At 66.3% G+C, this 23,357-nt stretch carries 23 protein-coding genes; 9 read left to right on the forward strand and 14 right to left on the reverse strand.

From position 1 onward, the window contains the following. The first annotated feature begins 81 nt into the window (after nucleotides 1-81). Nucleotides 82-867 carry an AraC family transcriptional regulator gene (locus CAL25_RS19865; protein ID WP_094803159.1) on the forward strand — a complete coding sequence of 262 codons (786 nt, stop codon included), beginning with the start codon at nucleotides 82-84 and terminating at the stop codon, nucleotides 865-867. A 10-nt stretch (nucleotides 868-877) separates the two neighbouring features. On the opposite strand, the gene CAL25_RS19870 is transcribed toward CAL25_RS19865, so the two are convergent. After that, nucleotides 878-1,765, reverse strand: a complete 888-nt coding sequence (locus tag CAL25_RS19870; RefSeq protein ID WP_094803161.1) for a LysR family transcriptional regulator — start codon at nucleotides 1,763-1,765, stop codon at nucleotides 878-880. A 109-nt stretch (nucleotides 1,766-1,874) separates the two neighbouring features. Between CAL25_RS19870 and CAL25_RS19875 the strand changes: the two genes are divergently transcribed. The 5 genes from CAL25_RS19875 to pagP (CAL25_RS19895) all read left to right on the forward strand — a co-directional run bounded on the left by CAL25_RS19875 (nucleotide 1,875) and on the right by pagP (CAL25_RS19895) (nucleotide 6,621). Further along, nucleotides 1,875-2,927, forward strand: a complete 1,053-nt coding sequence (locus tag CAL25_RS19875) for a YeiH family protein (protein WP_094803163.1) — start codon at nucleotides 1,875-1,877, stop codon at nucleotides 2,925-2,927. An 84-nt stretch (nucleotides 2,928-3,011) separates the two neighbouring features. Then, the gene (locus CAL25_RS19880) at nucleotides 3,012-3,419 is read left to right on the forward strand and encodes an acyl-CoA thioesterase (RefSeq protein WP_094803165.1); all 408 of its coding nucleotides are present in this window, start codon (nucleotides 3,012-3,014) and stop codon (nucleotides 3,417-3,419) included. Nucleotides 3,420-3,427: 8 nt separating this feature from the next. Next, nucleotides 3,428-4,900 (forward strand): magnesium transporter, encoded by a 1,473-nt coding sequence (mgtE, locus tag CAL25_RS19885; protein ID WP_094803167.1) that lies wholly within the window; start codon nucleotides 3,428-3,430, stop codon nucleotides 4,898-4,900. A 389-nt stretch (nucleotides 4,901-5,289) separates the two neighbouring features. Beyond that, nucleotides 5,290-5,820 (forward strand): lipid IV(A) palmitoyltransferase PagP, encoded by a 531-nt coding sequence (pagP, locus tag CAL25_RS19890; RefSeq protein ID WP_094803330.1) that lies wholly within the window; start codon nucleotides 5,290-5,292, stop codon nucleotides 5,818-5,820. Nucleotides 5,821-6,078: 258 nt separating this feature from the next. Next, nucleotides 6,079-6,621 carry a lipid IV(A) palmitoyltransferase PagP gene (pagP, locus tag CAL25_RS19895; RefSeq protein ID WP_094803169.1) on the forward strand — a complete coding sequence of 181 codons (543 nt, stop codon included), beginning with the start codon at nucleotides 6,079-6,081 and terminating at the stop codon, nucleotides 6,619-6,621. 75 nt (nucleotides 6,622-6,696) lie between these two features. Here pagP (CAL25_RS19895) and CAL25_RS19900 read toward each other — a convergent pair whose 3' ends face one another. The 4 genes from CAL25_RS19900 to CAL25_RS19915 form a co-directional block, all read right to left on the reverse strand. Further along, nucleotides 6,697-7,395 (reverse strand): gamma-glutamylcyclotransferase, encoded by a 699-nt coding sequence (locus CAL25_RS19900; protein WP_094803171.1) that lies wholly within the window; start codon nucleotides 7,393-7,395, stop codon nucleotides 6,697-6,699. Nucleotides 7,396-7,577: 182 nt separating this feature from the next. Next, the gene (locus CAL25_RS19905) at nucleotides 7,578-8,036 is read right to left on the reverse strand and encodes an Lrp/AsnC family transcriptional regulator (RefSeq protein ID WP_094803173.1); all 459 of its coding nucleotides are present in this window, start codon (nucleotides 8,034-8,036) and stop codon (nucleotides 7,578-7,580) included. Nucleotides 8,037-8,075: 39 nt separating this feature from the next. After that, nucleotides 8,076-9,344 (reverse strand): D-amino acid dehydrogenase, encoded by a 1,269-nt coding sequence (locus CAL25_RS19910; protein ID WP_094803175.1) that lies wholly within the window; start codon nucleotides 9,342-9,344, stop codon nucleotides 8,076-8,078. 14 nt (nucleotides 9,345-9,358) lie between these two features. Further along, a complete protein-coding gene (locus CAL25_RS19915) occupies nucleotides 9,359-10,138 on the reverse strand; it encodes an SDR family oxidoreductase (protein WP_094803177.1) in 780 nt (259 codons plus the stop codon). A gap of 141 nt (nucleotides 10,139-10,279) precedes the next feature. Between CAL25_RS19915 and CAL25_RS19920 the strand changes: the two genes are divergently transcribed. Beyond that, complete coding sequence (locus tag CAL25_RS19920) at nucleotides 10,280-10,816, forward strand: cysteine dioxygenase family protein (protein WP_249279168.1); 537 nt, start codon at nucleotides 10,280-10,282, stop codon at nucleotides 10,814-10,816. Nucleotides 10,817-10,891: 75 nt separating this feature from the next. On the opposite strand, the gene CAL25_RS19925 is transcribed toward CAL25_RS19920, so the two are convergent. Together CAL25_RS19925 and CAL25_RS19930 are read right to left on the reverse strand one after the other, a co-directional pair. After that, nucleotides 10,892-11,812 carry a tripartite tricarboxylate transporter substrate binding protein gene (locus CAL25_RS19925; protein WP_170948553.1) on the reverse strand — a complete coding sequence of 307 codons (921 nt, stop codon included), beginning with the start codon at nucleotides 11,810-11,812 and terminating at the stop codon, nucleotides 10,892-10,894. Nucleotides 11,813-11,874: 62 nt separating this feature from the next. After that, nucleotides 11,875-12,606 (reverse strand): GntR family transcriptional regulator, encoded by a 732-nt coding sequence (locus CAL25_RS19930; RefSeq protein ID WP_094803181.1) that lies wholly within the window; start codon nucleotides 12,604-12,606, stop codon nucleotides 11,875-11,877. A 239-nt stretch (nucleotides 12,607-12,845) separates the two neighbouring features. Here CAL25_RS19930 and CAL25_RS19935 point away from each other — a divergent pair, with 239 nt between their 5' ends. After that, nucleotides 12,846-13,364, forward strand: a complete 519-nt coding sequence (locus CAL25_RS19935) for a DUF1993 domain-containing protein (protein WP_094803183.1) — start codon at nucleotides 12,846-12,848, stop codon at nucleotides 13,362-13,364. Between the two features lie 66 nt (nucleotides 13,365-13,430). On the opposite strand, the gene CAL25_RS19940 is transcribed toward CAL25_RS19935, so the two are convergent. The 3 genes from CAL25_RS19940 to CAL25_RS19950 form a co-directional block, all read right to left on the reverse strand. After that, on the reverse strand, nucleotides 13,431-14,150 hold the full coding sequence (locus CAL25_RS19940) for a VOC family protein (protein WP_094803334.1): 720 nt from the start codon (nucleotides 14,148-14,150) through the stop codon (nucleotides 13,431-13,433). 13 nt (nucleotides 14,151-14,163) lie between these two features. Then, nucleotides 14,164-16,902: a preprotein translocase subunit SecA gene (gene secA, locus CAL25_RS19945; protein ID WP_094803185.1), complete on the reverse strand. Its 2,739-nt coding sequence runs from the start codon at nucleotides 16,900-16,902 to the stop codon at nucleotides 14,164-14,166. A gap of 200 nt (nucleotides 16,903-17,102) precedes the next feature. Further along, nucleotides 17,103-18,098, reverse strand: coding sequence for a M23 family metallopeptidase (locus CAL25_RS19950; protein ID WP_094803336.1), 996 nt, complete (start codon nucleotides 18,096-18,098; stop codon nucleotides 17,103-17,105). Nucleotides 18,099-18,222: 124 nt separating this feature from the next. On the opposite strand from CAL25_RS19950, the gene CAL25_RS19955 reads away from it, so the two are divergent. Beyond that, nucleotides 18,223-18,630: a DciA family protein gene (locus tag CAL25_RS19955; RefSeq protein WP_094803187.1), complete on the forward strand. Its 408-nt coding sequence runs from the start codon at nucleotides 18,223-18,225 to the stop codon at nucleotides 18,628-18,630. 125 nt (nucleotides 18,631-18,755) lie between these two features. Here the strand turns inward: CAL25_RS19955 and lpxC are convergent, their stop codons facing one another. From lpxC to CAL25_RS19975, 4 genes are all read right to left on the reverse strand, one after another. Beyond that, entirely contained in the window at nucleotides 18,756-19,679 is a 924-nt protein-coding gene (gene lpxC, locus CAL25_RS19960; RefSeq protein ID WP_094803338.1) for a UDP-3-O-acyl-N-acetylglucosamine deacetylase, read from the reverse strand. Nucleotides 19,680-19,918: 239 nt separating this feature from the next. After that, nucleotides 19,919-21,103: a cell division protein FtsZ gene (ftsZ, locus tag CAL25_RS19965; protein WP_094803189.1), complete on the reverse strand. Its 1,185-nt coding sequence runs from the start codon at nucleotides 21,101-21,103 to the stop codon at nucleotides 19,919-19,921. A 197-nt stretch (nucleotides 21,104-21,300) separates the two neighbouring features. Then, complete coding sequence (gene ftsA / locus CAL25_RS19970) at nucleotides 21,301-22,527, reverse strand: cell division protein FtsA (protein WP_094803191.1); 1,227 nt, start codon at nucleotides 22,525-22,527, stop codon at nucleotides 21,301-21,303. Between the two features lie 4 nt (nucleotides 22,528-22,531). Then, nucleotides 22,532-23,353, reverse strand: a complete 822-nt coding sequence (locus tag CAL25_RS19975; RefSeq protein WP_094803193.1) for a cell division protein FtsQ/DivIB — start codon at nucleotides 23,351-23,353, stop codon at nucleotides 22,532-22,534. Between the last annotated feature and the right edge of the window lie 4 nt (nucleotides 23,354-23,357).

Consider the following 23,357-nt stretch of genomic DNA (forward strand, 5'->3'; position numbering starts at 1 on the left):
GCCGGATGCGATGCGGGAAGGCGCAGTTTGCCGTCGACCGGTTATTCTGTCCTTCGAGCTTTTGTACAAAACTATCGAGATATGGACACGCAGCCCACCGCCCCGATCGTGAGCGTCACCTACCCGGACGCCCCGGGCGTGGTCACGCGCCGGCGCCAGCTGGCAGCCGACTTTCACGTCGAACCGCATTGGCATGAACGCGCGCAGCTGCTGTGTTGCTCGCACGGCGTCATGCGCGTGACGACGCCGCGGCGGCTGTGGATCGTGCCGCCCACGCGAGCGCTCTGGATCCCGGCGCAGGTGGTGCACGAGATCCGCATGACCAGCGCGGTCGATATGCGCTCGCTCTACATCGATGCGGCGCTGGTACAGGCCATGCCGGCCGACTGCGCGGTGCTCGAGGTCACCCCGTTGATGCGCGAACTCGTCGTGCGCATCACGACCACGCTGGCGCACGGAGACCCGCCGCACCTGGCCAACGCCGACCACGAGCTGCTGAGCGCGCTGCTAGTGGCCGAGCTCGGCCGTCTGGAGGCGCGCGCCTTCGACCTGCCGCTGCCGCGGAGCGCCGATCTGCGCGCGCTCTGCGAATCGCTGCTGCAGGATCTGAGCCTGGCCGATGCGCCCCGGCAGGCCGCGGGCCGGCTGGGCGTGAGCGCGCGCACACTCTACCGCCGCTTTCTGGACGAGACCGGTCTTAGCTACACCCGCTGGGCGCAGCAGGCGCGCCTGCTCGAAGCGGTGCGGCGGCTCGCCGAAGGCGTGCCGGTCACCACCGTGGCGCTCGACCTGGGCTATCAGAGCCCCAGCGCGTTCTCGGCGATGTTTCATCGGCAGCTGGGCAGCGCGCCCCGCCAATGGCGTTGAGCGTCGCGCCTCAGTCCGGCTCGGGCAAGGCCAGGCAGGCCTCGAGAAAGCGCTGCGCCGCGCGCGTGCTGGCCTGCGCATGCGGGACCAGAATGCTGAGCGTGCGGGTGAGCGGTTCGGGCAGCAGGCGCAAGACCGCCAGCGTGCCGTCTTCGTGCTGCATCGACATGATCGAGACGAATCCCACGCCCAATCCCGCGCGCACCGCCTGCTTCACGCCCTCCACGCCGGCCAGCTCCAGCCCGATCGCGGGCGTCAGGCCCGCCTGGTCGTAGGCCCGTTCGACCAGACGGCGCACGCCAGAGCCGGGCTCGCGCATGACCAGCGGCCACTGCGACAACTCGGGCAGCGCGGCCGAACGCCGGCCCGCGAGCGCATGGTCGGCGCGCACGATGGCCACCACTTCATCGTGGCGCCAATCGTGCACCGCCGTGTCCGTGGGCAGGCCACCGGGCACTTCGCCCTCGATGAACGCCAGATCCAGGCCCGACAGGCGGTCGACGATCTCGCGGGTATTGCCGTCGGAAAGATGCAGCGCGATCGCCGGATGACGCTTGCGAAAGTCGGCCACGAGCGCGGGCAGCAAGTAGCTGGCGGGCGTGGTGCTCGCCCCCAGCCGCAACGAGCCCGTTTCCAGGCCGCGGGCGGCGTCGCGCACCGCGCGGGCCTGCGCATACACCTGCCGCAGCGCGCGCGCCTGCATCGCCAGGCGCTCCCCGGCGTCGGTGAGCACGATGCCATGACCGCTGCGCCGGTAGAGCGGCTCGCCGAACCAGGTCTGCAGGGCACGCAGTTGGCCGGACAGCGCCGGCTGCGACAGGTGCAGCAGCGCAGCGGCGCGGCTGATGTTGCCCGTGTCGGCCACGGTGGCGAAGCTGAGCAGTTGATCGGGCGTCATGGGCCGTCGATATCGGAAATCCTGATGGTCATTATTGTAAATAAAGATTTTTCATATAACGGAGCTGGTTTTAATATTTCTCCCAGTTATTTAAATATCCCTTTTAAGCATGAGCTCCGTACCCGCCGCCGCCCTTCCCGCCCCCACTCCCTGGCGCGACAAACTCAACGGCGTACTCTTCGTGGCGCTCATGGCGGGCGCGGTCGTGCAGCTCGCCGATCTGCCCGCCATCCGTGCCATGGGCCTCTCCCCGCTGGTGGTCGGCATCGTGTGCGGCATGCTCTACGGCAACTTCCTGCGCGGCACCATGCCGGCCGACTGGGGTGCCGGCGTGAACTTCACCGCGCGCCGCTTGCTGCGCATCGCCGTCGCTTTTTATGGCTTGAATATCAGCATCCAGCAGATCGTGGCCGTCGGGCTGCCCGGCCTGGCCGTGTCCGTCGCCGTGGTGGTCGGCACCCTGGTGATCGGCGCGGTCGTCGGCCAGCGTCTGCTCGGGCTGGATCGCGACACCGCCTTGCTCACCTCGGCCGGCAGCGCGATCTGCGGCGCGGCCGCGGTGCTCGCGTTCGAGCCCACCCTGCGCGCGGCGCCTCACAAGAGCGCGGTCGCGGTGGCCACGGTCGTGCTGTTCGGCACCGTGTCGATGTTCCTCTACCCGGTTCTGTATCACGCGGGCTGGCTGCCCTTCGACACGCAGGCGCTCGGCATCTACATCGGCGGCACCATCCACGAGGTGGCGCAGGTCGTGGGCGCGGCCAGCAACATCGACCCCGCCACCACCGAGGTCGCCACCATCGTGAAGATGACGCGCGTGGCCCTGCTGGTGCCGGTCCTGCTGGTGTTGGGCCTGTGGCTGCGCAGCGCGGCGCGCCGCTCGGGCGAAACCGATCAGGGCGCGAACCGTCTGCCCGTGCCGTGGTTCGCCGTGGGCTTCCTGGTCTTCGCCATCATCAACTCTCTGCAGGTGCTGCCGGCCGATCTCGTGAACGCCATCCGCCGCCTCGATGTGTTCGCGCTCACGATGGCCATGACGGCCCTCGGCATCGAAACCCGCTTCGCCCAGATCCGCAAGGCCGGACCGCGCGTGCTGGCGCTGGGTCTGGTGCTGTATGTGTGGCTGCTGCTGGGCGGCTACGGCCTGGTCATGGCGGTGGCCTGAACCCTTGCGTGAGTGCCGGCGCGGTCGCGCGCCGGTGTCGCATTTTTCCTGCATAATCGGTCGGTTCGATACCAGGAGCCGGCCATGACAGCGCCCAAGAATACCTTCACTCAACTGCCCGCTGGCCGCGAACCCGTACTGCGTGTGATGCCCATGCCGGCCGACGCCAACATCCATGGCGATGTGTTTGGCGGCTGGATCATGTCGCAGGTGGATATCGCCGGATCGATCCCCGCGGCGCGCCGGGCCGCCGGCCGCGTGGCCACCGTGGCCGTCAATGCCTTCCAGTTCAAACAGCCGGTCTTCGTCGGCGACCTGCTGAGCCTGTACGCCCGCATCACCAAAACCGGCTCCACGTCGGTCACGGTCGATGTCGAGGTCTATGCCGAGCGCCAGCGCCTCGATGCCGAGGTGGTCAAGGTGACCGAGGCCACGCTCACCTACGTCGCCACCGACGAGGCCCGTCGCAGCCGCCCGCTTCCCACGCTCTGAGTGCTGGCATGACGCAGTCCGACGCACCCGAAAAAGTCCTGCCCACGCCCCGCCGCCTCGATCCCGAAGACGCCCAGCGCGCCCTCGAAGAGGTGCAGGAGTGTCTGCGCCGCCAGCAGCTGGTCGAAGACCTGGTGCATCGCCAGGAGCAGAGCGACACCAAAGGCCGGCTGGTCGAAGACCTCGTGCATCGTCAGCACGAGGCCGAGCTCACCACGCTGGTCAACAACCTGCATCCGGCCGACATCGCGTTCATTCTCGAGTCGCTGCCGAAGGCCCAGCGCCAGACCGTGTGGCGCCTGGTCGACCCGACCCACGACGCCGATGTGCTGCTCGAGGTCGAAGACTGGGTGCGCGAATCGCTGATCGAGGCGATGGACCGCCAGGATCTGGTCGCGGCCACCGGCAACATGGATGCCGACGAGATCGCGGATCTCGCGCCCGACCTGCCGCCCGACGTGGTGGCCGAAGTGCAGAAGGGCCTGACCGACGAAGAGCGCGCGCAGTTGCTCGAGGCGATGGGCTACCCCGAAGACAGCGTCGGCGCCATCATGGACTTCGAAATGGTCCGGGTGCGCGAAGACGTCACGCTCGAAGTCGTGCTGCGCTACCTGCGCCGCCTGCACGAGCTGCCCGACCACACCGATCAGATCTTCGTCGTCGATCGGCAGGACAAGCTCCAGGGCGTGCTGCCCATCTCGACCTTGCTGGTGAGCGAGCCTGAATCCGAAGTGCGGCCGGTGATGAACACCGATTACCTCGCGCTCAATCCGCTCGACTCCGATGCCGACGCGGCGAGCGCCTTCGAACGCTACGACCTGGTGTCGGCGCCGGTCACCGACGATCAGGGCCGGCTGATCGGCCGCGTCACCATCGCCGATGTGGTGGACGTGATCCGCGAAGACTCACAAGAGCAGGCGCTGTCGCGCGCCGGTCTCCAGGAAGAAGACATCTTCGCGCCGGTGGCCTCCGCCTTGCGCAATCGCGCGCCCTGGCTGCTGTTCAATCTCTGTACGGCGGCCACCGCGTCGTTCGTCGCCTCGCGCTTCGAAGACACGGTGAGCCACATCGTGATCCTGGCGTTCCTGATGTCGATCGTGGCCGGTATCGGCGGCAACTCCGGCAACCAGACCATGACCATGATCATCCGCGCGCTCGCCGTCGGCCGCATCACGGGCCGCAACATCTGGCAGCTGGTCAAACGCGAGATGCTGGTGACGCTGATGGTCGGCCTGTGCGGCAGCGTGGTGGCGGCCTTGTTCGCCTGGGGCATCTCCGACTCGATCTCGATCGCGCTGGTCATGATGGCCGCCATGGTGTGCAACATGCTCGTGGGCGCGTCCTTCGGTGTGATGGTGCCCATGCTGCGCGCCCGCTTCGGCAAGGATCCCGCCATGGGATCGTCGGTGCTGCTCACCTTCGCCACCGACTCGCTCGGCTTCTTCATCTTCCTCGGCCTGGCCACGCTGTTCCTGGTCTGACCGGCGCCCGGCTACAGGTCGCCGGCTCGGGGCGACCGCCCGGGCGCACCGTGGCTGACAGGCAACACTACCCCCGCACAACATTCGCGCCGCGCCGAATATCCGGAAACAAACCGCAATCGCAGCAATGTTACTAAAAATACTTGGCCATATTCGCGGTTTTAAAAGAAGTTAGCCACAATTTTGCAGATGTTTGCAACGGAACCGCCACGCTCGCACGGTAAGCTGCGGCCTCCTTCAATCAACCATCCGGCTGTTCATCCCACGTCGCAAGCCAACACGCATCTTCTAGAGCCTGCGGCGCGCCTCTCTGTCCCGTGCCCATTCTTTCCGCTGTTCCGCATGCCCGCCGTCGCGGCCATGCCTGGCGTTGCCACGCCCGTCGCACCCTGATCGCCGCCCTGCTGACGTCCGCCACCTTCTCCGCCCAGGCCTGCGATAGCCTGTTCTCGCTTGCCCAATCCGCGTGCAATCGTCTCGGCCAGATCTGGACCGAAGGCGGCACCGACCTCTATGTCACAGGCTACGCCTGGCACAACCGCTCGAAGTACAGCGCCGAGCGCATCGACAAGTTCAACGAGATCACCTGGGGCGGCGGCCTCGGCAAGAGCATCTACGACGAGGACGGCGACTGGCAGGGGCTGTACGCCATGGGCTGGAAGGACTCCTACCGCAAGTTCCAGCCCGTCGCGGGCTACGCCTTCCTCAAGATCGCCAAGCTCAGCGACAACGTGCGCGTGGGCGCGGGTTACACCGCCTTCATCACCGCCCGCAGCGAGTTCCGCAACTACATGCCGTTCCCGGGCGTGCTGCCGCTGGTCGGCGCGGGCTACAAGAACGCCATGCTCTACGCGACCTACGTGCCGCGCGTGCGCGACGAAGGCAACGTTGCATTCGTCTTCGGCCGCTGGCAGTTCTGACGATGGCCGTGGCGCGGTCGGGGCCGTCAGCCCCAATCGCGCACCAGCCGCGCTACGGCCCACCTGCGGCCACGTTTCAGACGACTGACAAGTCTTTGACAGCTTGCGCCGTTATGCTGGAGAGCAATCCACTTTTTTGCAGGACCGTTTCGGGCTCGCTTCGCCGATCCCGCGCTTGTGCGGTCCTGATCTCTGCCCGTGTTCCGCCCTCTTCTCTCGTCCGCGCCCTGTCATCCCTCCGCTCGTCCTGCTCCCCTGATGCGCCGCCTCGCGGCCGCCTGTCTGCTCGCGGCCGCGCCGCTGGCCGCTCAGGCCTGTGACAACGTGCCGTCCTGGGCGCAGTCCGCCTGCCAGCGGCTCGACCAGATCTGGAGCGAGGGCAACAACGACGTGTACGTGTCGGGCTATGCCTGGCACAACCGCGCCATGTACAGCGCCAGCAAGATCCGCAGCTTCAACGAGCTGGCCTGGGGTGGCGGTCTGGGTCGCAGCCTGTACGACGAAGACGGCGACTGGCAGGGCCTCTACGCCATGGCGTTTCTCGACTCGCACCGCAAGGTCGAGCCGATCGCAGGCTATGGGTTCCTGAAGATCGCGCGGGTGAGCCCGGACTTCCGGCTGGGCGCGGGCTACACGGTGTTCCTGACCGCGCGCCACGACATCATGAGCTATGTGCCGTTTCCCGGCGTACTTCCGCTCGTGGGCGCCGGCTACAAGGACGCCATGCTTTACGCCACCTACATCCCGGGCGGACGCGGCGCCGGCAACGTGCTGTTCATGTTCGGCCGCTGGCAGTTCTGAGCGCCAGGCGCGCGCGGTCGGCGAGACGCGGCCGGCTAGGCGCGGCCGGCTAGGCGCGGCCGGCCAGGCGCGCCATCAGCCCGCGCAGGTCTCCGCCGGGCCCGACAGGCGCTTCACCAGCTCGGCCAGCCGGCAGTCGTGAATCCCGTGCGTACGCAGGGCGCGCTCGGTCTCGACCACGTAATCCAGGCAAAGCCCCGATTGGCCGCGCGCGCCGCGCACGGTGGCCAGCAGCCGTTCTTCGGCCAGGGCGCCGGCGTAGTCGCCGCAACCACGATTGAGCAGAAACACCAGGCTGCGCACCGGTGCGGACCCGCCTGCGCGGCTCGCATCCGGGGCGGCATGCGCCGCCGAGTCGGCGCAAGAGTTCTGTCCGCCGGACTCGGTGTGGCAGGAGAGCCAGCGCGGGGTATAGGCCGCGTAGGTCATCTCACGCTGCCAGAGCATCTGGAAGGTGTCGCGCACATCCCGCCCGGCCACGCGATAGGCCACGCCGCGGCAGCAACCGCCGCGGTCCAGGCCGAACACCAGGCCCGGCGCCTCGGGCGAGCCCCGATGATCGCGCGACCACAGGCAGAGCGAACGGTGATATCCCCGCACCGTGGCGAGACGGCGTTCCTGCCAGGTGAAGCCGGGCCGCCAGATCAGCGATCCGTACGCGAAGACCCAGAGATCATCGGTGCCGTTCCAGCCTTGCAGCAGGCAATCGATCGATTTGGGCTGGCGCAACTTCGGCCGCTGCGCCTGGGCAGGGCCGCCTACACTGAACGTCATGGGGTGTCCGAACGCGCGCAAATGCGGAATGTAGAATGGCGTTCATGCTACGCCTGCCCCCGAGCAAAAGCATTGCGCGTTGAGGGCTGACGCCGGGCAGTGTTGGCAAATCGCGACTCGCGCGCGCGCCGCCGCGGAAATTTTTTTCTCCGGCGCGATGCCGGGGGCGGTGGCGCGGGGTTTCAGGCCCCGCCGAGCGGCAGCTCGGTGGTGCTCTTGATCACTTCCATCGAGAAGCTCGCGCTCACGTCGAGCAGATCGACCGCCTCGATCAGCCGGCGGTAGAAGCGGTCGTAGGCGGCCATGTCTTCGACCACGACTTTCAGCAGGTAATCGATGTCGCCTGCCATGCGATGAAACTCCACCACGTTGGGCAGGGCCGTCACGGCGCCGATCAGCGCCTGCGTCCACTTGGCATTGTGCTGGCTGGTCTTGATGGTGACGAACACGGTGAGGTTCAGGCCCAGCGCCTTGGGATCGAGCAGCACCGCCGTGCGGGCGATCACGCCGTCGTCCTTGAGCTTCTGGATGCGGCGCCAACAGGGCGTGACCGACAGGTTGACCTGTTCGGCGATGTCCGCCACCGAACGCGTGGCGTCCTGTTGCAGCAGGCTGAGAATCTTCAGATCGGTGTGGTCCACGCATCGCCCCTTGTGCGCTCTGGGCCCCTGGCCCTGTTCTTATTTGCGTGCGCCCTGGAAGCGCTCGGCGGTCAACCCTTCGAGATCGATGTCGGGGCGGCGGCCCGCCACGACATCGGCCACAATCTTGCCCGTTCCGCAGGCCTGCGTCCATCCATTCGAGCCGTGCCCGCAGTTCAGGTACAGGTTGCCGTAGCGCGTCGGCCCCAGCACGGCGGGACCGTCCGGCGTCATGGGCCGCAGCCCGGCCCAGGCCCGCGCCCCCGCCACGTCCACGCCTTGCGGCAGCCACTGCGACACCACCTGCTTGATGAACGCCACACGGCCCGGATCGACATCGAGCGCATAGCCTTTGAGCTCGGCCATGCCGGCCGCGCGAATGCGGTCGCCGAGCCGCGAAATCATGACCTTGTTGTATTCGTCCATCAGCGCCGCGCGCGGCGCCCGCTCGGGCTCCGTGATCGTGGCGGTGATCGAATAGCCCTTGACCGGATAGACGGGCAGCGCAATGCCCAGCGGCCGCAACAGCGCGGGCGCCTGGTTGCCCAGCGCCACGACATACGCATCCGCCTGCATCAGGCCGTCGTCGAGCTGCACGCCCGACACGGCGCCCGCCTCGGTCCGCAGGGCCTGCACGCGCGCGCCATACCTGAACACCACGCCCTGCCCCGCCAGATGCGCGGCCAGGCCGGTCGTGAAGGCATGGCAATCCCCCGACGCATCGGCTGGCAGAAAGAGCGCGCCGGCCATGGGCGCAAGAGAGCCGGCCAGCGAAGGCTCCTGACGCACGATCGCGTCGCCCTCGAGGAAGCGCCACGGCACCTCGAACGCGTCCAGCGCCCGCGTGATGTTGGGCACGGCCTTGAGGTCCGTCTCGTGCTGGAAGAGCTGCAGCGTGCCGTCCTGGTGGTAGTCGAACGACACCGGTATGCCGCTGGCGATGATGTCTTTCAGGCAGGCATGGCTGTAGTGCGCCACCCGTTGCATCCGCAACTTGTTGACGCGAAACCGCTCGGCATTGCATTGCCCGATCCAGCGCGCCAGCCACGCCAGGCGGCGCGGCGACGGCGCCAGCGAGAAGCGGATCGCCGCCTGGCGCTGCAACGACATCTTCAGCACCTTGGCGATCATGCCGGGCGCCGCCCAGGGCCCGGCAAAGCTGGGGCACAGGCCACCCGCGTTGCCGAAGCTGGTGGCCGCGGCCGCGCCGGCCTCGCGCTCGATCACGGTGACCTCGTGCCCATCCCGATGCAGGTAATACGCCGCCGTCACCCCGGCCACGCCCGCCCCCAACACCACGACTTTCATGCCGCCTCCGCGCCTCAGAAGGTGCCGGGATAGCCGCCGCCATCCAGCAGCAGACTCTGGCCGGTCATGTAGCCCGCATGCGCCGAACACACATAGGCGCACAGCGCACCCAGCTCCTCGGGCTGGCCGTAGCGGCCCGCCGGACTGGCACGGCCGCGCTCGTCCCAGAGCGTGTCGAACGATTTACCGCTCTGCTCGACCATGCCCTGGATATGACGGATCTGTGCGTCGGTCGCGAACGCGCCCGGCAGCAGGTTGTTGATCGTGACGTTGTGTTTGACGGACTGGCGCGCGAGGCCGGCCACGAAACCCACCAGACCGGCGCGCGCGCCGTTGGACAGACCGAGCTCGGCATGCGGCGCCTTGACGCTGCGCGACACGATGTTGACGATGCGGCCGAAGCGGCGCTCGATCATGCCGTCGATCGTGCGGCGGATCATGTCGATCGGCCCCAGCATCATCGAGTCGAGTGCGTCGATCCAGTCCTGGCGGCTCCAGTCGTGGAAGTCGCCAGGCAGCGGACCGTCGGCGTTGTTGATGAGGATATCGGGCGCGGGGCAGGCGGCCAGTGCCGCCACGCGGCCCTCCTCGCGCGTCAGGTCGGCGGCGACCCAGCCCACGCCGATGCCCGCTTCGCGCGCGATCTCGTCGGCCGCCTGTTCGAGCGTGGCCGGCGTGCGGGCGGCCAGCGTGACCTTGACGCCTTCCAGCGCCAGTTGACGGGCGCAGGCGCGCCCCATGCCGCGGCTGCCGCCGAACACCAGCGCCGACTTGCCCTCGATACCCAGATCCATGCGGAACCTCTCCGAATCGCCCCCCGGCATGCCGGAGCGGGAATAAATTTTCAAAACACGTGCCGGCGTCGCCCGATTTGGCAAAGTCATTCCGGCATGGGTTCCATAGGATAGGGAGACTCTGCTTTCCCGTCCATGCCCATGCACCTCGAACTCCAAAGCCCCGGTCTTCAAGACATCTGTCATGCCGTCGATCGCGCACAGCACGACGCCTTGCACGGCCTGCTGCGCGAGCTGGCGCAGGGCGTGGCCCGCGCGGGCGATCCGCTGGCCGACCTGCCCGAGGCCGCGCGCAGCGGCAATGCGGACACCTACACGCGTCACATCGCCTATGCCGACCCCCACGGCCGCTACACGGTGGCTTACCTGGTGTGGCGTCCCGGCCAGTACAGCCCGATCCATGGCCACAAGACCTGGTGCGCGTATCGGGTGCTGCAAGGCGAGCTCACCGAAACGCACTACCGCTACGACTCCAGCCACGAGCACGCGCACGAGCATGGCCGCGTGCTGCGCCGCGCGGGCGACATCATCACCGCCACGCCGGGGCTGGGCCAGATCCACCGCCTCGGCAATGCCGGCGATGCTCCCGCGATATCGCTGCACATCTACGGCGTGGCGCGCGCCGACATCGCGACCGGCGTCAATCTGCTCGTGCGCGAGGCCCACACCGCCCACTGAGCGCCGGGTCACGCAACAAAAATGGGCCGCGACATCATCGCGGCCCATCGTCATCTCAGGCGTCGCAAGCTCACATCATTCCAGCGGAATGTTGTTGGTCTTCACGAAGCTGTCCCAGCGCTTGAATTCCTTCTGCACGTAGGCATCGAGCGCGGGGCCGTCGGACGCGACGATCTCGAAGCCGGCTTCGGTGATCTTGCGGGCCACTTCCGGGTCCTTGAGCGTGGCCTGGAAGGCCGCGGTCAGTTTCTTGACGACCTCGGGCGGCGTACCGGCGGGGGCGAACATGCCGCTCCAGGAATACGCCTCGAGACCGGGGAAGCCGGATTCGGCCACCGTGGGCACGTCGGGCATCTCGGCCAGACGCTTTTCGCCGGCGACCGCCAGCGGCTTGATCTTGCCGGCCTGGATCTGGCCACGCAGCGCGGCGTAGCTGAGCCAGGTCATGTCGGCCTGCCCGCCCACCACGGCCTGAATGGCCGGACCACCGCCGCCGTAGGGCACGTGCAGCAGCTCCACCTTGGAGCGTTGCTTGAGCTCTTCAGGCGCAAGATGGTTGAGCGAACCGACACCGGTGGACGCGTAGTTGAACTTGTTGGCGGGCTCTTTCGCGGCAACCGCCAGGAACTCGGCGAGATTCTTGCCGGGCACCTTCGGATTCGCGCCGATCACGAGCGGGAAGCGCACGGTCTGGCTGATCGACACGAAATCCTTGAAGGTGTCGTAGGGCAGCTTGGGCTTCACGGCCGGGTTGATGGCGTGATTATCGAAGCTCACCAGCAGGGTGTTGCCATCGGGTTCAGCGCGGGCCACGTGGGCCGACGCGATCTGGCTGGCGGCGCCAGCGCGGTTTTCCACGACCACCGGACGGCCGCCGAGCTCGGCGGACAGCTTCGGCTGCATGATGCGCGCCAGGATGTCGGTGCTGCCGCCGGGCGGGTAAGGCACAACGAGGACCAGCGGGCGATCCTGCGCGGCCTGGACCGGCGCGATCATGCCGCCCGCAAGGGCGGTCACGGTCAGCACACTGCCAAGAACGTGTTTGAACATCCGGGATTTCATGCGGTTTCCTTCAAAGAGTCGGGTTCATGCGTACAGGCTAACTGCTCGCGCATATAAATGGTAGAAAAGCCGGTTCGTATGACTTCCACGATCTGATCCAGCCTGCGCCCGATATGCAGACTCGTTAATTCTGCCAGAGCATTCTGGTCACGACGCTGCATGGCGTCGACAATACGCAGATGCTCGCCCTGCGTATGCACGCGGCGACCCTGCTGCATGTCGATCCAGCGCACGAAATGGATGCGCGCGTTCACGCCCTCGAGGCTGCGCACGAACTCCTCGTTGCGGGTCAGACGCGCCAGCCGCAGATGAAAGGCCTCGTCCAGCGCCAGCAGGCGCGCCGCGTCGGCATCGTCGGGCTGATCGCGCGACCGTTCCACAAACTCCCGCAGCGTCTGCAATTCATCGTCCGTGGCGCGGTCGCACGCGATCCGGGCGATGCCGGCTTCGAGCACCGAACGGTACTCGTACAGCGCATGCACCTGCTGGGCATCGAGCGGGCGCGCGATAAAGCCGCGGTTGACGGCCCGGGTCAGGAAGCCCTCGACCATCAACTGATTGAGCACCTCTCGCAACGGCGTGCGGCTCACGCCCAACTGCCGCGCGAGATCCAGCTCATTCAGGCGCTCGCCCGGCTTGAAATCGAAACGCACCGCCATCGCCTTGACGGTGTCGTAGAGGTCGTTCATCCCGTCGGCGGTGCGGGCGGCGGGTCGGATCAGGGCCATGAGAGCGGGAGCGAGGACGTCGAGAGGGACAGAGCGGGGTGCGGGGGAATGCATACTAAAGTGCATGCATTTACGGGACAACCCGGGTTTATACGAATCGTAACAGATTAGCTCGATACGTAGCCTGATCGACCGCGTCCGCGAGAGGGTTGTCAGCGATTCGTGGGCCGAGCGCCCCTACCATGGCGTACGGGCCCGCCGCATAGGGCGCGCCGGCCCGCCTCGCTTCGGAGCCCGCCATGCCGATTTCCATCGAACAAGCTTCCATCCCCGTATTCGTGCGCGGCCTCAGCGTGCTTTCCACGCTGCTCGACAAGGCGGCGGCCCACGCCCGGGCCCGGCACCAGGATCCCAACGACCTGGTGCAGGCCCGCCTGGCGCCCGACATGTACTCGCTCGCCGGCCAGATCCAGCGCGCCAGCGATACCGCCAAGCTCGGCGCGCAACGCCTGAGCGGCATCGAGGCGCCGCGATTCGAAGACAACGAGACGACGCTCGACGCCCTGCAGGCGCGAATCGCCAACACCATCGCGTGGCTGGAGAGCGTGCCGACCGAGGCGCTGCGCGACGCCGATTCGCGCACCGTGACGCTGGGTTTCAAGGACTTCAAACCCAGCTTCAGCGCCGCCTCGTACGTGCTTTCGTTCGCGCTGCCGAATTTCTATTTCCACGTCACCACGGCCTACGGCATCCTGCGCAACCAGGGCGTGCCGCTGGGCAAGCTGGATTACCTGGGCCCCTATCAGGCCCAGAACTGAGCGGTGATGACACCCAACAAAAACGCGGCCGAGGCCGCGTTTTTGTTGGCTGGAGCAGTAAACGGATCAGAGACCGGTGTCGAGCACGTAACGCGCACCGTCGCGATTCTCGAGCGTGAGCGTGTCGAGCCGCGGCGAGGTGGCGGCATCGTCCTGCGCCACATGCAGACGCAGGTTGCCCAGCGCCAGATCCCAGCCTCCGGCAGCCTGTTCGGCCGGCACGTCGGTCACCAGCGCCAGACGCTCGGCCACCGCGCGGGCGTCGGCCGCGCGTGCCGAGATCTGCACGATGCGACGGGCGCCGTTGGCGTGATCCATCACTTCGGGCGCCCACACGCATTCCGGCGTCAGGTGACGGCAGAAATACATGCGGATGCCCGGAATGGGCTGCTCGGCGAAGCGCACGGTATGGAAACGGGCTTCCATTTCGCGGCCCTGGACCCGTGCCGGACGGCTCAGATCCTGGACCGGATTGACGGCGAACCCGGCCGCGAGCAGGCGTTCGTAGGTGGCCTGCGCGTCGTTGGTGCGGAACACCAGCGCCTCGAGTCCGAAGGGCGAGTCGGCGATTTCCTTGCGCGCCGGCGGCGCACCGGCGGGCCAGCCCAGCAATTCGACATAGGTGCTGTCGAGCACGATCAGCCGGTTGCACGAACCGAGGTTGTGCACCGCCTTCTCGGTCAGGGTGAAGCCCTGACGCTCGTAGTGCGGCGCCAGCTCATCGAGCCGGTCACGCACCATCACGACCGCATGATCGAATTCCGTCCGTCCCACCGCGTGCAGCATGGTCATGCTCCGTTCAGCTCAGCTTGCCGTGGCACTGCTTGTACTTCTTGCCGCTGCCGCACGGGCAAGGATCGTTGCGGCCGACCTTGGGCAGCGCATTGCGCGCGGGCTGTTGCCCTTCCGCCGTGGACTCGTCCTGCGCCAATGCCTCGTCGTAGTCCGAGTGGTGGTACTGCACATTCTGGACGTGCGACTGGGCGGCCTCGGCTTCGGCCTGTTCGACCTGCTCGGGCGACTGCACCCGCACGGTCAGCAGCACGCGCACGACGTCGTCGCGGATGCGGTCCAGCATGCCGGAGAACAGCTCGAAGGCTTCGCGCTTGTATTCCTGCTTGGGGTTCTTCTGGGCGTAGCCGCGCAGATGGATACCCTGACGCAGGTAGTCCAGCGCCGACAGATGTTCGCGCCAGTGCGTGTCGATCGACTGCAGCATGATCGAACGCTCGAACTGCGCCCACGACTCGGCGCCGACCAGCGCGATCTTCGCGTGGTAGGCGTCGCGCGCCGCGGTGAGCACGCGCTCGAGGAGCTCGTCGTCGGTGAGATTGGGCTCGTTCTCGGCCATCTCGACCAGCGGCAGTTGAAGCTGCCAATCGCCGGCGAGGGCCTGTTGCAGACCGGCCAGGTCCCACTGTTCTTCGACCGACTCGGCCGGCACGAAATTGCGGAACTGTTCGGTGACGGCGGCGGCGAGCAGGTTCTCGACCGAGCCGCCGATGTTGGCGGCCTCGAGCACTTCGTTGCGCTGCGAGTACAGCACCTTGCGCTGGTCGTTGGCGACGTCGTCGTATTCGAGCAGCTGCTTGCGGATATCGAAGTTGCGGCCTTCGACCTTGCGCTGGGCCGTCTCGATGGAACGCGTGACCATACCCGCTTCGATGGGCTCGCCTTCGGGCAGCTTCAGGCGCTCCATGATGGCGCGCACCCGTTCGCCAGCGAAGATGCGCATCAGCGAATCTTCGAGCGACAGATAGAAGCGCGACGAACCCGGATCGCCCTGGCGGCCGGCACGACCACGCAGCTGGTTATCGATACGGCGCGATTCGTGGCGTTCGGTACCGATGATGCGCAGACCGCCCGCGGCCTTGACCTGCTCGTTCAGCGGCTTCCATTCGGTACGCACGCGCTCGATGCGCGCTTCGCGCTCGGCCTGCGGCACGGACTCATCGGCGCGGATCAGATCGATCTGCTTGTCGACGCTGCCCCCGAGCACGATGTCGGTACCGCGGCCGGCCATGTTGGTCGCGATCGTGATGTGACCGGGCTTGCCGGCCTCGGCCACGATCTCGGCTTCGCGGGCATGCTGCTTGGCGTTGAGCACTTCGTGCGGCAGCTTGGCCTGACGCAGCATGTTCGACAGCAGCTCGGAGTTTTCGATGCTGGTCGTGCCCACGAGCACCGGCTGACCCCGTTCGTGGCAGTCGCGGATGTCGTTGATGATCGCGTTGAATTTTTCCTGGTGCGTCTTGAAGACCTGATCGTTCTGGTCTTTGCGCTGCATCGGCTTGTTGGTCGGGATGAGGACCGTCTCAAGCTGATAGATTTCCTGGAATTCGTACGCTTCCGTGTCGGCCGTGCCGGTCATGCCCGACAGCTTGTCGTACATGCGGAAGTAGTTCTGGAACGTGATCGATGCCAGCGTCTGGTTTTCGTGCTGGATCTTGACGCCTTCCTTGGCCTCGACCGCCTGATGCAGGCCATCGGACCAGCGGCGACCCACCATCAGGCGGCCGGTGAATTCGTCGACGATCACCACCTCGCCATCCTGGACCACGTATTGCTGGTCGCGGAAGAACAGGGTGTTGGCGCGCAGCGCCACCATCAGGTGGTGCATCAGCTGGATGTGACGCGGGTCGTACAGCGACTCGCCTTCGGGCAGCAGGCCCACGCGGGCCAGGATCTGCTCGGCGTGTTCGTGACCGGCTTCCGACAGATAGACCTGCTGGCTCTTTTCGTCGACCCAGTAATCGCCTTCGGGTTCGGGCTCCTGCGGCTTGGGCTCGGAGGCCATGCGCGTGAGCAGCGGCGGCACGGCATTCATGCGCACGTACAGCTCGGTATGGTCTTCGGCCTGCCCGGAAATGATCAGCGGCGTGCGGGCCTCGTCGATCAGGATCGAGTCCACTTCGTCGACGATGGCGTAGGCGAGCGCGCGCTGGCGGCGGTCTTCGATTCGGTACTCCATGTTGTCACGGAGGTAGTCGAAGCCGAATTCGTTGTTCGTGCCGTAGGTGATGTCGGCAGCGTAGGCGGCGATCTTCTCGTCGTTGGGCTGCTGCGGCACCACCACGCCGGTGCTCATGCCGAGGAAGCGGTACAGGCGCCCCATCCATTCGGCGTCGCGGCGGGCCAGGTAATCGTTGACCGTCACGACGTGCACGCCCCGGCCGGCGACCGCGTTCAGGTAGACCGGCAGCGTCGCCATCAGCGTCTTGCCTTCGCCCGTGCGCATTTCGGCGATTTTGCCGTTATGCAGCGCAATACCGCCCAGCATCTGCACGTCGAAGTGACGCATGCCGAACACGCGCTTGCCCGCTTCGCGCACGACCGCGAAGGCTTCGGGCAGCAGGTCGTCGAGCGACTGGCCCTTGGCATGACGATCCCGGAATTCCTGGGTCTTGGCCGACAGTTGTTCGTCGGAGAGCGCCGCGATCTGCGGCTCCAGCCCATTGATCTGGCTGACCAGCTTGCGATACTGCTTGAGCAGCCGGTCGTTACGGCTGCCAATGAGTTTTTTGAGCAGAGAAACCATGCGTGTCTTGGGCGGCGAGACGGTGCGGCGCGCGACGCGGCAGCAGCGCCCCGTACATTTCTTATGACGGGTTGAGCGGTTGGTTCCGCTGGGAAACGATCCAGTTTAACGCACCTGGAGCGCAACAATGAGGCAGAGGGGACAGACCGTGCGCGAGGCGGGACCCGGCCAGGCCGGGCGATGCGCACCAGAGGGAGAAATCAGGGAGCGCGAGGCTCGGAGACGGGCTTGCCAGCCTGGGCTTGCGCCACGACGGACGGCGCGGTTTGTTGGGGCCCCAGAAAGAGGCGCGGGTCGAGAGGCTGACCTGCCAGCCGCACTTCGAAATGCAGGTGCGGGCCGGTAGAGCGGCCCGACGATCCCACCTGGGCCACTTCCTGGCCGCGTTCGACCAGATCGCCGGCCTTCACCAGCAGCCGCGAGGCGTGCGCGTAGCGCGTGATCAGACCATTGCCATGATCGATCTCGACCATGTTGCCGTAGCCGGTCTCGCGCTTGGCCGACAGCACCACGCCCCCGGAGGCGGCCAGAATGGCCGTGCCCGGCGGGGCGGCGAAGTCCAGGCCTTCGTGCATGGCATAGCGACCCGTCACCGGGTTGCGGCGCCAGCCGTAGCTGGAGCTGAGATAGGGGTAGTCGGTGATGGGCATGGCCGTCGGCACGCGCGCCTGATCGGCCGAGCGGCGCGTCAGCGCGGCGTCGAGCAGCTTCAGGTTGTCGGCCTGGCGCGACATGCGCACCTGGATCTCGTCGAGCTGACGGCCCAGCGCTTCGGCGGACTCGGGCGACGGCGGCTGGCGATCCGTAAACAGATCGTCCATCACGTGGGTCGCCTCGGCGGGCATCATGTCGGGGTGACTGCCCGGTGCGACATCGGTATAGTCGATACCAGCGATCTGCGCGACACGGCGGCCGAGGCCGTCGATACTGGTCAGCTTGGCCTGCAACACGCCGACCTTCGAGGCGAGCATGTTGACGTTTTCGCGCATGAAATCGGCCTCGCGGTCCGGATTCATCGAGCGTGCATAGCTGGGCCAGTCGACCGAATACGGCGTGGCGCCGGCAAACGCCGGCATCAACACGCGCTGCATGATCGCGCCGATCGCGGCTGCCGCCATCAGGGCGACACCCGCGAACAGGGCCAGGCGCGCACCGCTGACGGTGAGATGCCGGTCCTGCCCTGCGCGGGCATGCATAATCACGATCTTCAAGGTTTGCATCCTATTATTGAGCGGCATGAATAGACCTGCTCCACACCGAACTCGTTCCTCGACCCGCAAGTCGAGAGAACAGACGGCCCTCGGTTGGCTGGGTCATGACATGCGCGGCGCGGGCGTGCTCGCCACGGCGCGGGCGCATCTGCAGATTCAACAGGCGGTGGCAGCCGTGCTGCCGCCCGCGCTGGGCGCAGTGTGCGTGGTGGCCAAATTCGAAAGCCAGAAATTGATGCTGGCGGTGCCGGGCCCGGTCTACGCCGCGAAATTGCGCCAGATGGCGCCGCGAATTGCCCAGACCTTATCCACGCAAGGCTGGAACCTTACTGAAATTAGCGTTCGGATTCAAGCCGGTATGCCGCGCCCGGGGCAAAAAGCACCCCGTCCCCCGAAAGAAGCCCAGCCCCTGGGCGACACCGCGCTCAAGGCCTTCAGCGACCTGCGCGAGGGGCTGCGCCCCGGTCCGCTGGCCGACGCGGTCGCGCGTCTGCTGCGCCATCACGGCAAAGACTGAAGGCATTTCAGCCGATTTCATCCGGCCATGCCCGGACCCGGGCGGCCCATTCGGGCGCGGCCAAAAGCATCGGGGCCTTCGATCGAAGGCCCCGTTGATAGATCAGGCGACGCGATAGATCGGACTCAGGCCAGCTTCCATTCGTGACGGAAGGCCTGCGGCGCGGCCGCCTGCGACTCGTACGTGACGAGCTCCCAGGACTCTTGCTGCTCGAGTAGCGCGCGCGCCAGGTGATTGTTGAGCGCATGGCCCGACTTGCACGCGACGTAGCGCGCGACCAGCGGCTTGCCCAGCAGATACAGATCGCCGATGGCGTCGAGAATCTTGTGCTTCACGAATTCGTCGTCGTAGCGCAGGCCGTCGCTGTTGAGCACGCGGTACTCGTCCATCACGATCGCGTTGTCGAGGCTGCCGCCGCGCGCCAGGCCCATCGAACGCAGTGCCTCGACTTCGTTGACGAAGCCGAAGGTGCGGGCACGCGCGATCTCGCGCACGTACGAATGGGTGGCGAAATCGATCTCCGCGAAATTGGCGGTGGAATCGATGGCGGGGTGACGGAAGTCGATCGAGAAGGCGAGCGCGAAACCTTCGTGCGGCTCCAGGCGGGCCCACTTCTCGTTGCGGCCTTCGCCCTCGCGCACCTCGATGGGCTTGAGCACGCGGATGAAATGCTTGGGCGCGTTCTGCTCGACGATACCGGCCGAGCGCAGCAGGTACACGAAGGTCGCCGCGCTGCCGTCCATGATGGGCACTTCTTCGGCGGTGAGGTCGACGTGGAGGTTGTCGATACCCAGGCCGGCAAGCGCCGACATCAGATGTTCGACGGTGGATACACGCACGTTGCCCTGCTGAAGCACCGATGCCATGCGGGTATCGCCCACGCCGGTGGCCTGCGCCGGGAGGTCGACGACCTCGGGCAGATCGACACGGTGGAACACGATGCCCGTGTTGGCTTCCGCAGGACGCAGCGTGAGCTCGACCCGCCGTCCGGAGTGGACGCCGACGCCTGTCGTGCGGACGAGATTCTGAATGCTGCGCTGTCGGAACATGATCTTGTTTTTTCTAAACATGAAGCCGGCAACTTGCATGCGCAAGCCGGCAGAACCATTCCATTGTAACCTTCGCGGCACAATGACGCCATGCGGCTGTCGCTATGGCCGCCATAGATATCCCCGATATTTGTTGCACTGCATTTCATGCACTTACCGCTCGCACGTCCATCCTTCGCCGGGGCAGCGAAGGATGGACGCTGAGGGAGTAACGGAGCCTTCCGGCCCCGCGGACCACGTCAGTCGGCTTGCTTGCGCAGGAAAGCCGGAATGTCGAAGTGATCCATGCCCGAGCTTTCCAGGGCACGCACCTGGGCCGACGCCTGGCTGCGCGGGTTGCGCATCACCGACGGCATGTCCAGATTGCGGTAGTCGCCCTGCTGCGCAGCCACCATCCCGCCCAGGGGCAGGTTGTCGGTGCCGGTGCGCAGTTCTTCTGCCGGGGTCTGCACCAGTTGCGGACGAGCGACGGCGCGGCCAAGGCCGGTTGCCACCACGGTCACGCGCAGGTTTTCACCCATCGTTTCGTCGTAGGCGGTGCCGAAGATCACGGTCGCGTCTTCCGAAGCGTAGCTGCGGATCGTTTCCATGATTTCGCGCGTTTCGCGCATCTTCAGCGTACGGGCCGACGTGATGTTGACCAGCACACCACGCGCGCCGTTCAGGTCCACGCCTTCGAGCAGCGGGCATGCGATGGCCTTCTCGGCCGCCACGCGAGCGCGGTCGGCGCCACTGGCGGTCGCCGTGCCCATCATGGCCTGACCCTGCTCGCCCATGATCGTCTTCACGTCTTCGAAGTCGACGTTGACGTTGCCTTCGACGTTAATGATTTCGGCGATACCGGCGCAAGCGTTGTGCAGGATGTCGTCGGCAGACTTGAAGCAGTCTTCCTGGGTGGCATCCTCGTCCATCAGCTCATAGAGATTTTCGTTGAGCACGACGATGAGCGAATGGACGTGCTTGCCCAGTTCGCTGATGCCGTCTTCAGCCATCTTCAGGCGCTTGTTGCCCTCGAAGGTGAAGGGCTTGGTCACGACACCCACGGTCAGGATGCCCAGTTCCTTGGCCACTTCGGCCACGACCGGACCCGCGCCCGTACCCGTGCCACCGCCCATGCCGGCCGTGATGAAAACCATGTGCGCGCCGTTAAGGGCGGCACGGATTTCTTCACGAGCGGTTTCGGCCGCGGCGCGGCCCTGCTCGGGCTTGGCACCCGCGCCCAGACCGGTACGGCCCAGACGGATCTGCACCGGCGCGTTGGTGGCGGCAAGCGCCTGCGCGTCGGTATTGGCGCAGATGAAATCCACGCCGCTCACACCACTGCGAATCATGTGCGCCACGGCATTGCCGCCCGCACCACCCACACCAACGACCTTGATTATGGTCCCTTTGGCGTTGGTCTCAAGCATCTCAAAGTTCATCATGATGACTCCCTCACAAGTCCGGATTTGCGAATAACAAAATTCCCCTACAACCTATCTTTATGTGAGTCGCTTCAAAAACGAGGCCGGCGGTTGCCCGCACCGGTTTTGAAACGTCTCCTCCCCTCGCTTTCGGCCTTCACCGCAAACTGCCGGTGAACACCGAGGACCAGGAACCCCCGCGGCTCCCTGCCCCTCATTCAATTCATGAACCATTCCTTCATGCGGGCAAACAGGCTCTTCAGATTGCCGGTCTGCGCGGCGACCTTGCGGCCACGCACGCGCTGCATGCGGGCTTCCTGAAGCAGGCCCATCACGGTCGAGAAACGCGGATTGCGCATCACGTCGGCGAGGCTGCCCTCGTACTCGGGCACGGCCACGCGCACCGGCTTCAGGAACACGTCTTCGGCCAGCTCGACCATGCCCGGCAGTTGCGCCGATCCGCCGGTGAGCACGACGCCCGACGCCAGCAGATCTTCGTAGCCGGAGTCGCGCACCACCTGCTGCACCAGCGTGAACAATTCTTCGACGCGCGGTTCGATCACGGCGCCCAGGGCTTGCCGCTTGACCTGACGCGGGCCGCGGTCGCCCAGCCCCGGGACCTCGACGGCCTCGTCGGGACGCGCAATGACCTGCTTGGCCACGCCATAGCGCAGCTTGATTTCTTCGGCATCCGGCGTCGGCGTGCGCAGCATCGCCGCGATGTCGTTGGTGATCTGGTCGCCGGCGATCGGAATCACCGCGGTGTGGCGGATCGCGCCGCCCGTGAAGATGGCGACGTCGGTGGTGCCACCGCCGATATCGACCAGCACCACGCCCAGCTCTTTCTCGTCGGCCGTCAGGCAGGCGAGGCTGGAGGCGAGCGGCTGCAGGATCAGATCCTGCACTTCGAGGCCGCAGCGACGCACGCACTTCACGATGTTCTGGGCCGCGCTCACGGCGCCGGTCACGATGTGTACGCGCACTTCGAGGCGCAGGCCGCTCATCCCGATGGGCTCGCGGATATCTTCCTGGCCGTCGACGATGAACTCCTGCGTCAGCACATGCAGCACCTGCTGGTCGGTCGGGATGTTGACGGCCTTGGCGGTCTCGATCACGCGTGCGACGTCGGTGGCGGTGACTTCCTTGTCCTTGACAGCCACCATCCCGCTCGAATTGAAGCTGCGGATGTGGCTGCCGGCGATGCCGGTATAGACGTCGCGGATTTTGCAGTCGGCCATCAGCTCGGCTTCTTCGAGCGCGCGCTGGATGGAGTTGACCGTGGTCTCGATATTGACGACCACGCCCTTGCGCATGCCGCGCGACTCGTGCTGCCCCAACCCGAGCACTTCGAAGCGTCCCTCGGGCAGAATTTCGGCCACCACAGCCACCACCTTGCTGGTGCCGATATCGAGGGCGACGATAAGGTCCTTGATGTCACGGGTCATGGCGTTATGGTTTCTTGACAGGTTTGGTTTTGGAATTCGATTTGGTCTCTGGCGGCAGCGGAGCCAGCGCCAGGGCAAAACCATTGGGGTATCGCAGATCGGCCTGGGTGACCGTGCGGCCTTCCAGCCGGCTGGCCACGGCGGGCCAGCTCTGCACAAAGCGTTGAATACGGGCGGCGAAGGGCAAGGCGCCGGGCAGGCCGTGCGGATCCGGCGCGTCGGCGCCCGGATCGCGGCCCAGGTCCAGCGCCATGCCGTTCGACAGGATCGCACGCCAGGCGTAGCGCGGGCTCAGTTCCAGCTCGCGCACCTGCAGATCGAGCGGCGCGAACCAGCGCGCCAGTTCCGCGTAGCGCTGCACCACGAGCGCCTCGGCACCCTCGGGGCCCGCGAACTGCGGCAGCACCATGTCGTCGTCCAGCTCGCCCGTGTTGGCCGTGAACGCTTCGCCCCAGGTGTTGATCATCTGGTTCTCGTTCCACAGCGCCAGGGGCAGCTGCTCTTCGATGCGCACGCGCAAGGTATTGGGCCAGATGCGGCGCACGGTGGCATGCCGCACCCACGGCACCGACTCGAACACCTCGCGCGCCTCGTCCAGGTCCACGGTGAAGAAATTGCCCGTGAAGCGGCCCGCAATGGCCGCCCGCACCGCGCCCGTCGAGACGTAGTGCAGCTCGGACTCGGGCATCGCCTCGAGCTCGATGGCCGTGAGTTTGAAATATGGTCGCTGCGCGACCCACACCACCCCGGCCAACAGCATGGCGGCTACCGCCAGCACGGCGAGCGTGTTGGCGATCAGGTTGATGGTGCGAGCGTCGTTCCACACAAGT

Origin of the sequence: Bordetella genomosp. 5, assembly GCF_002261315.1 — a bacterium.
GTDB lineage: Bacteria > Pseudomonadota > Gammaproteobacteria > Burkholderiales > Burkholderiaceae_B > Bordetella.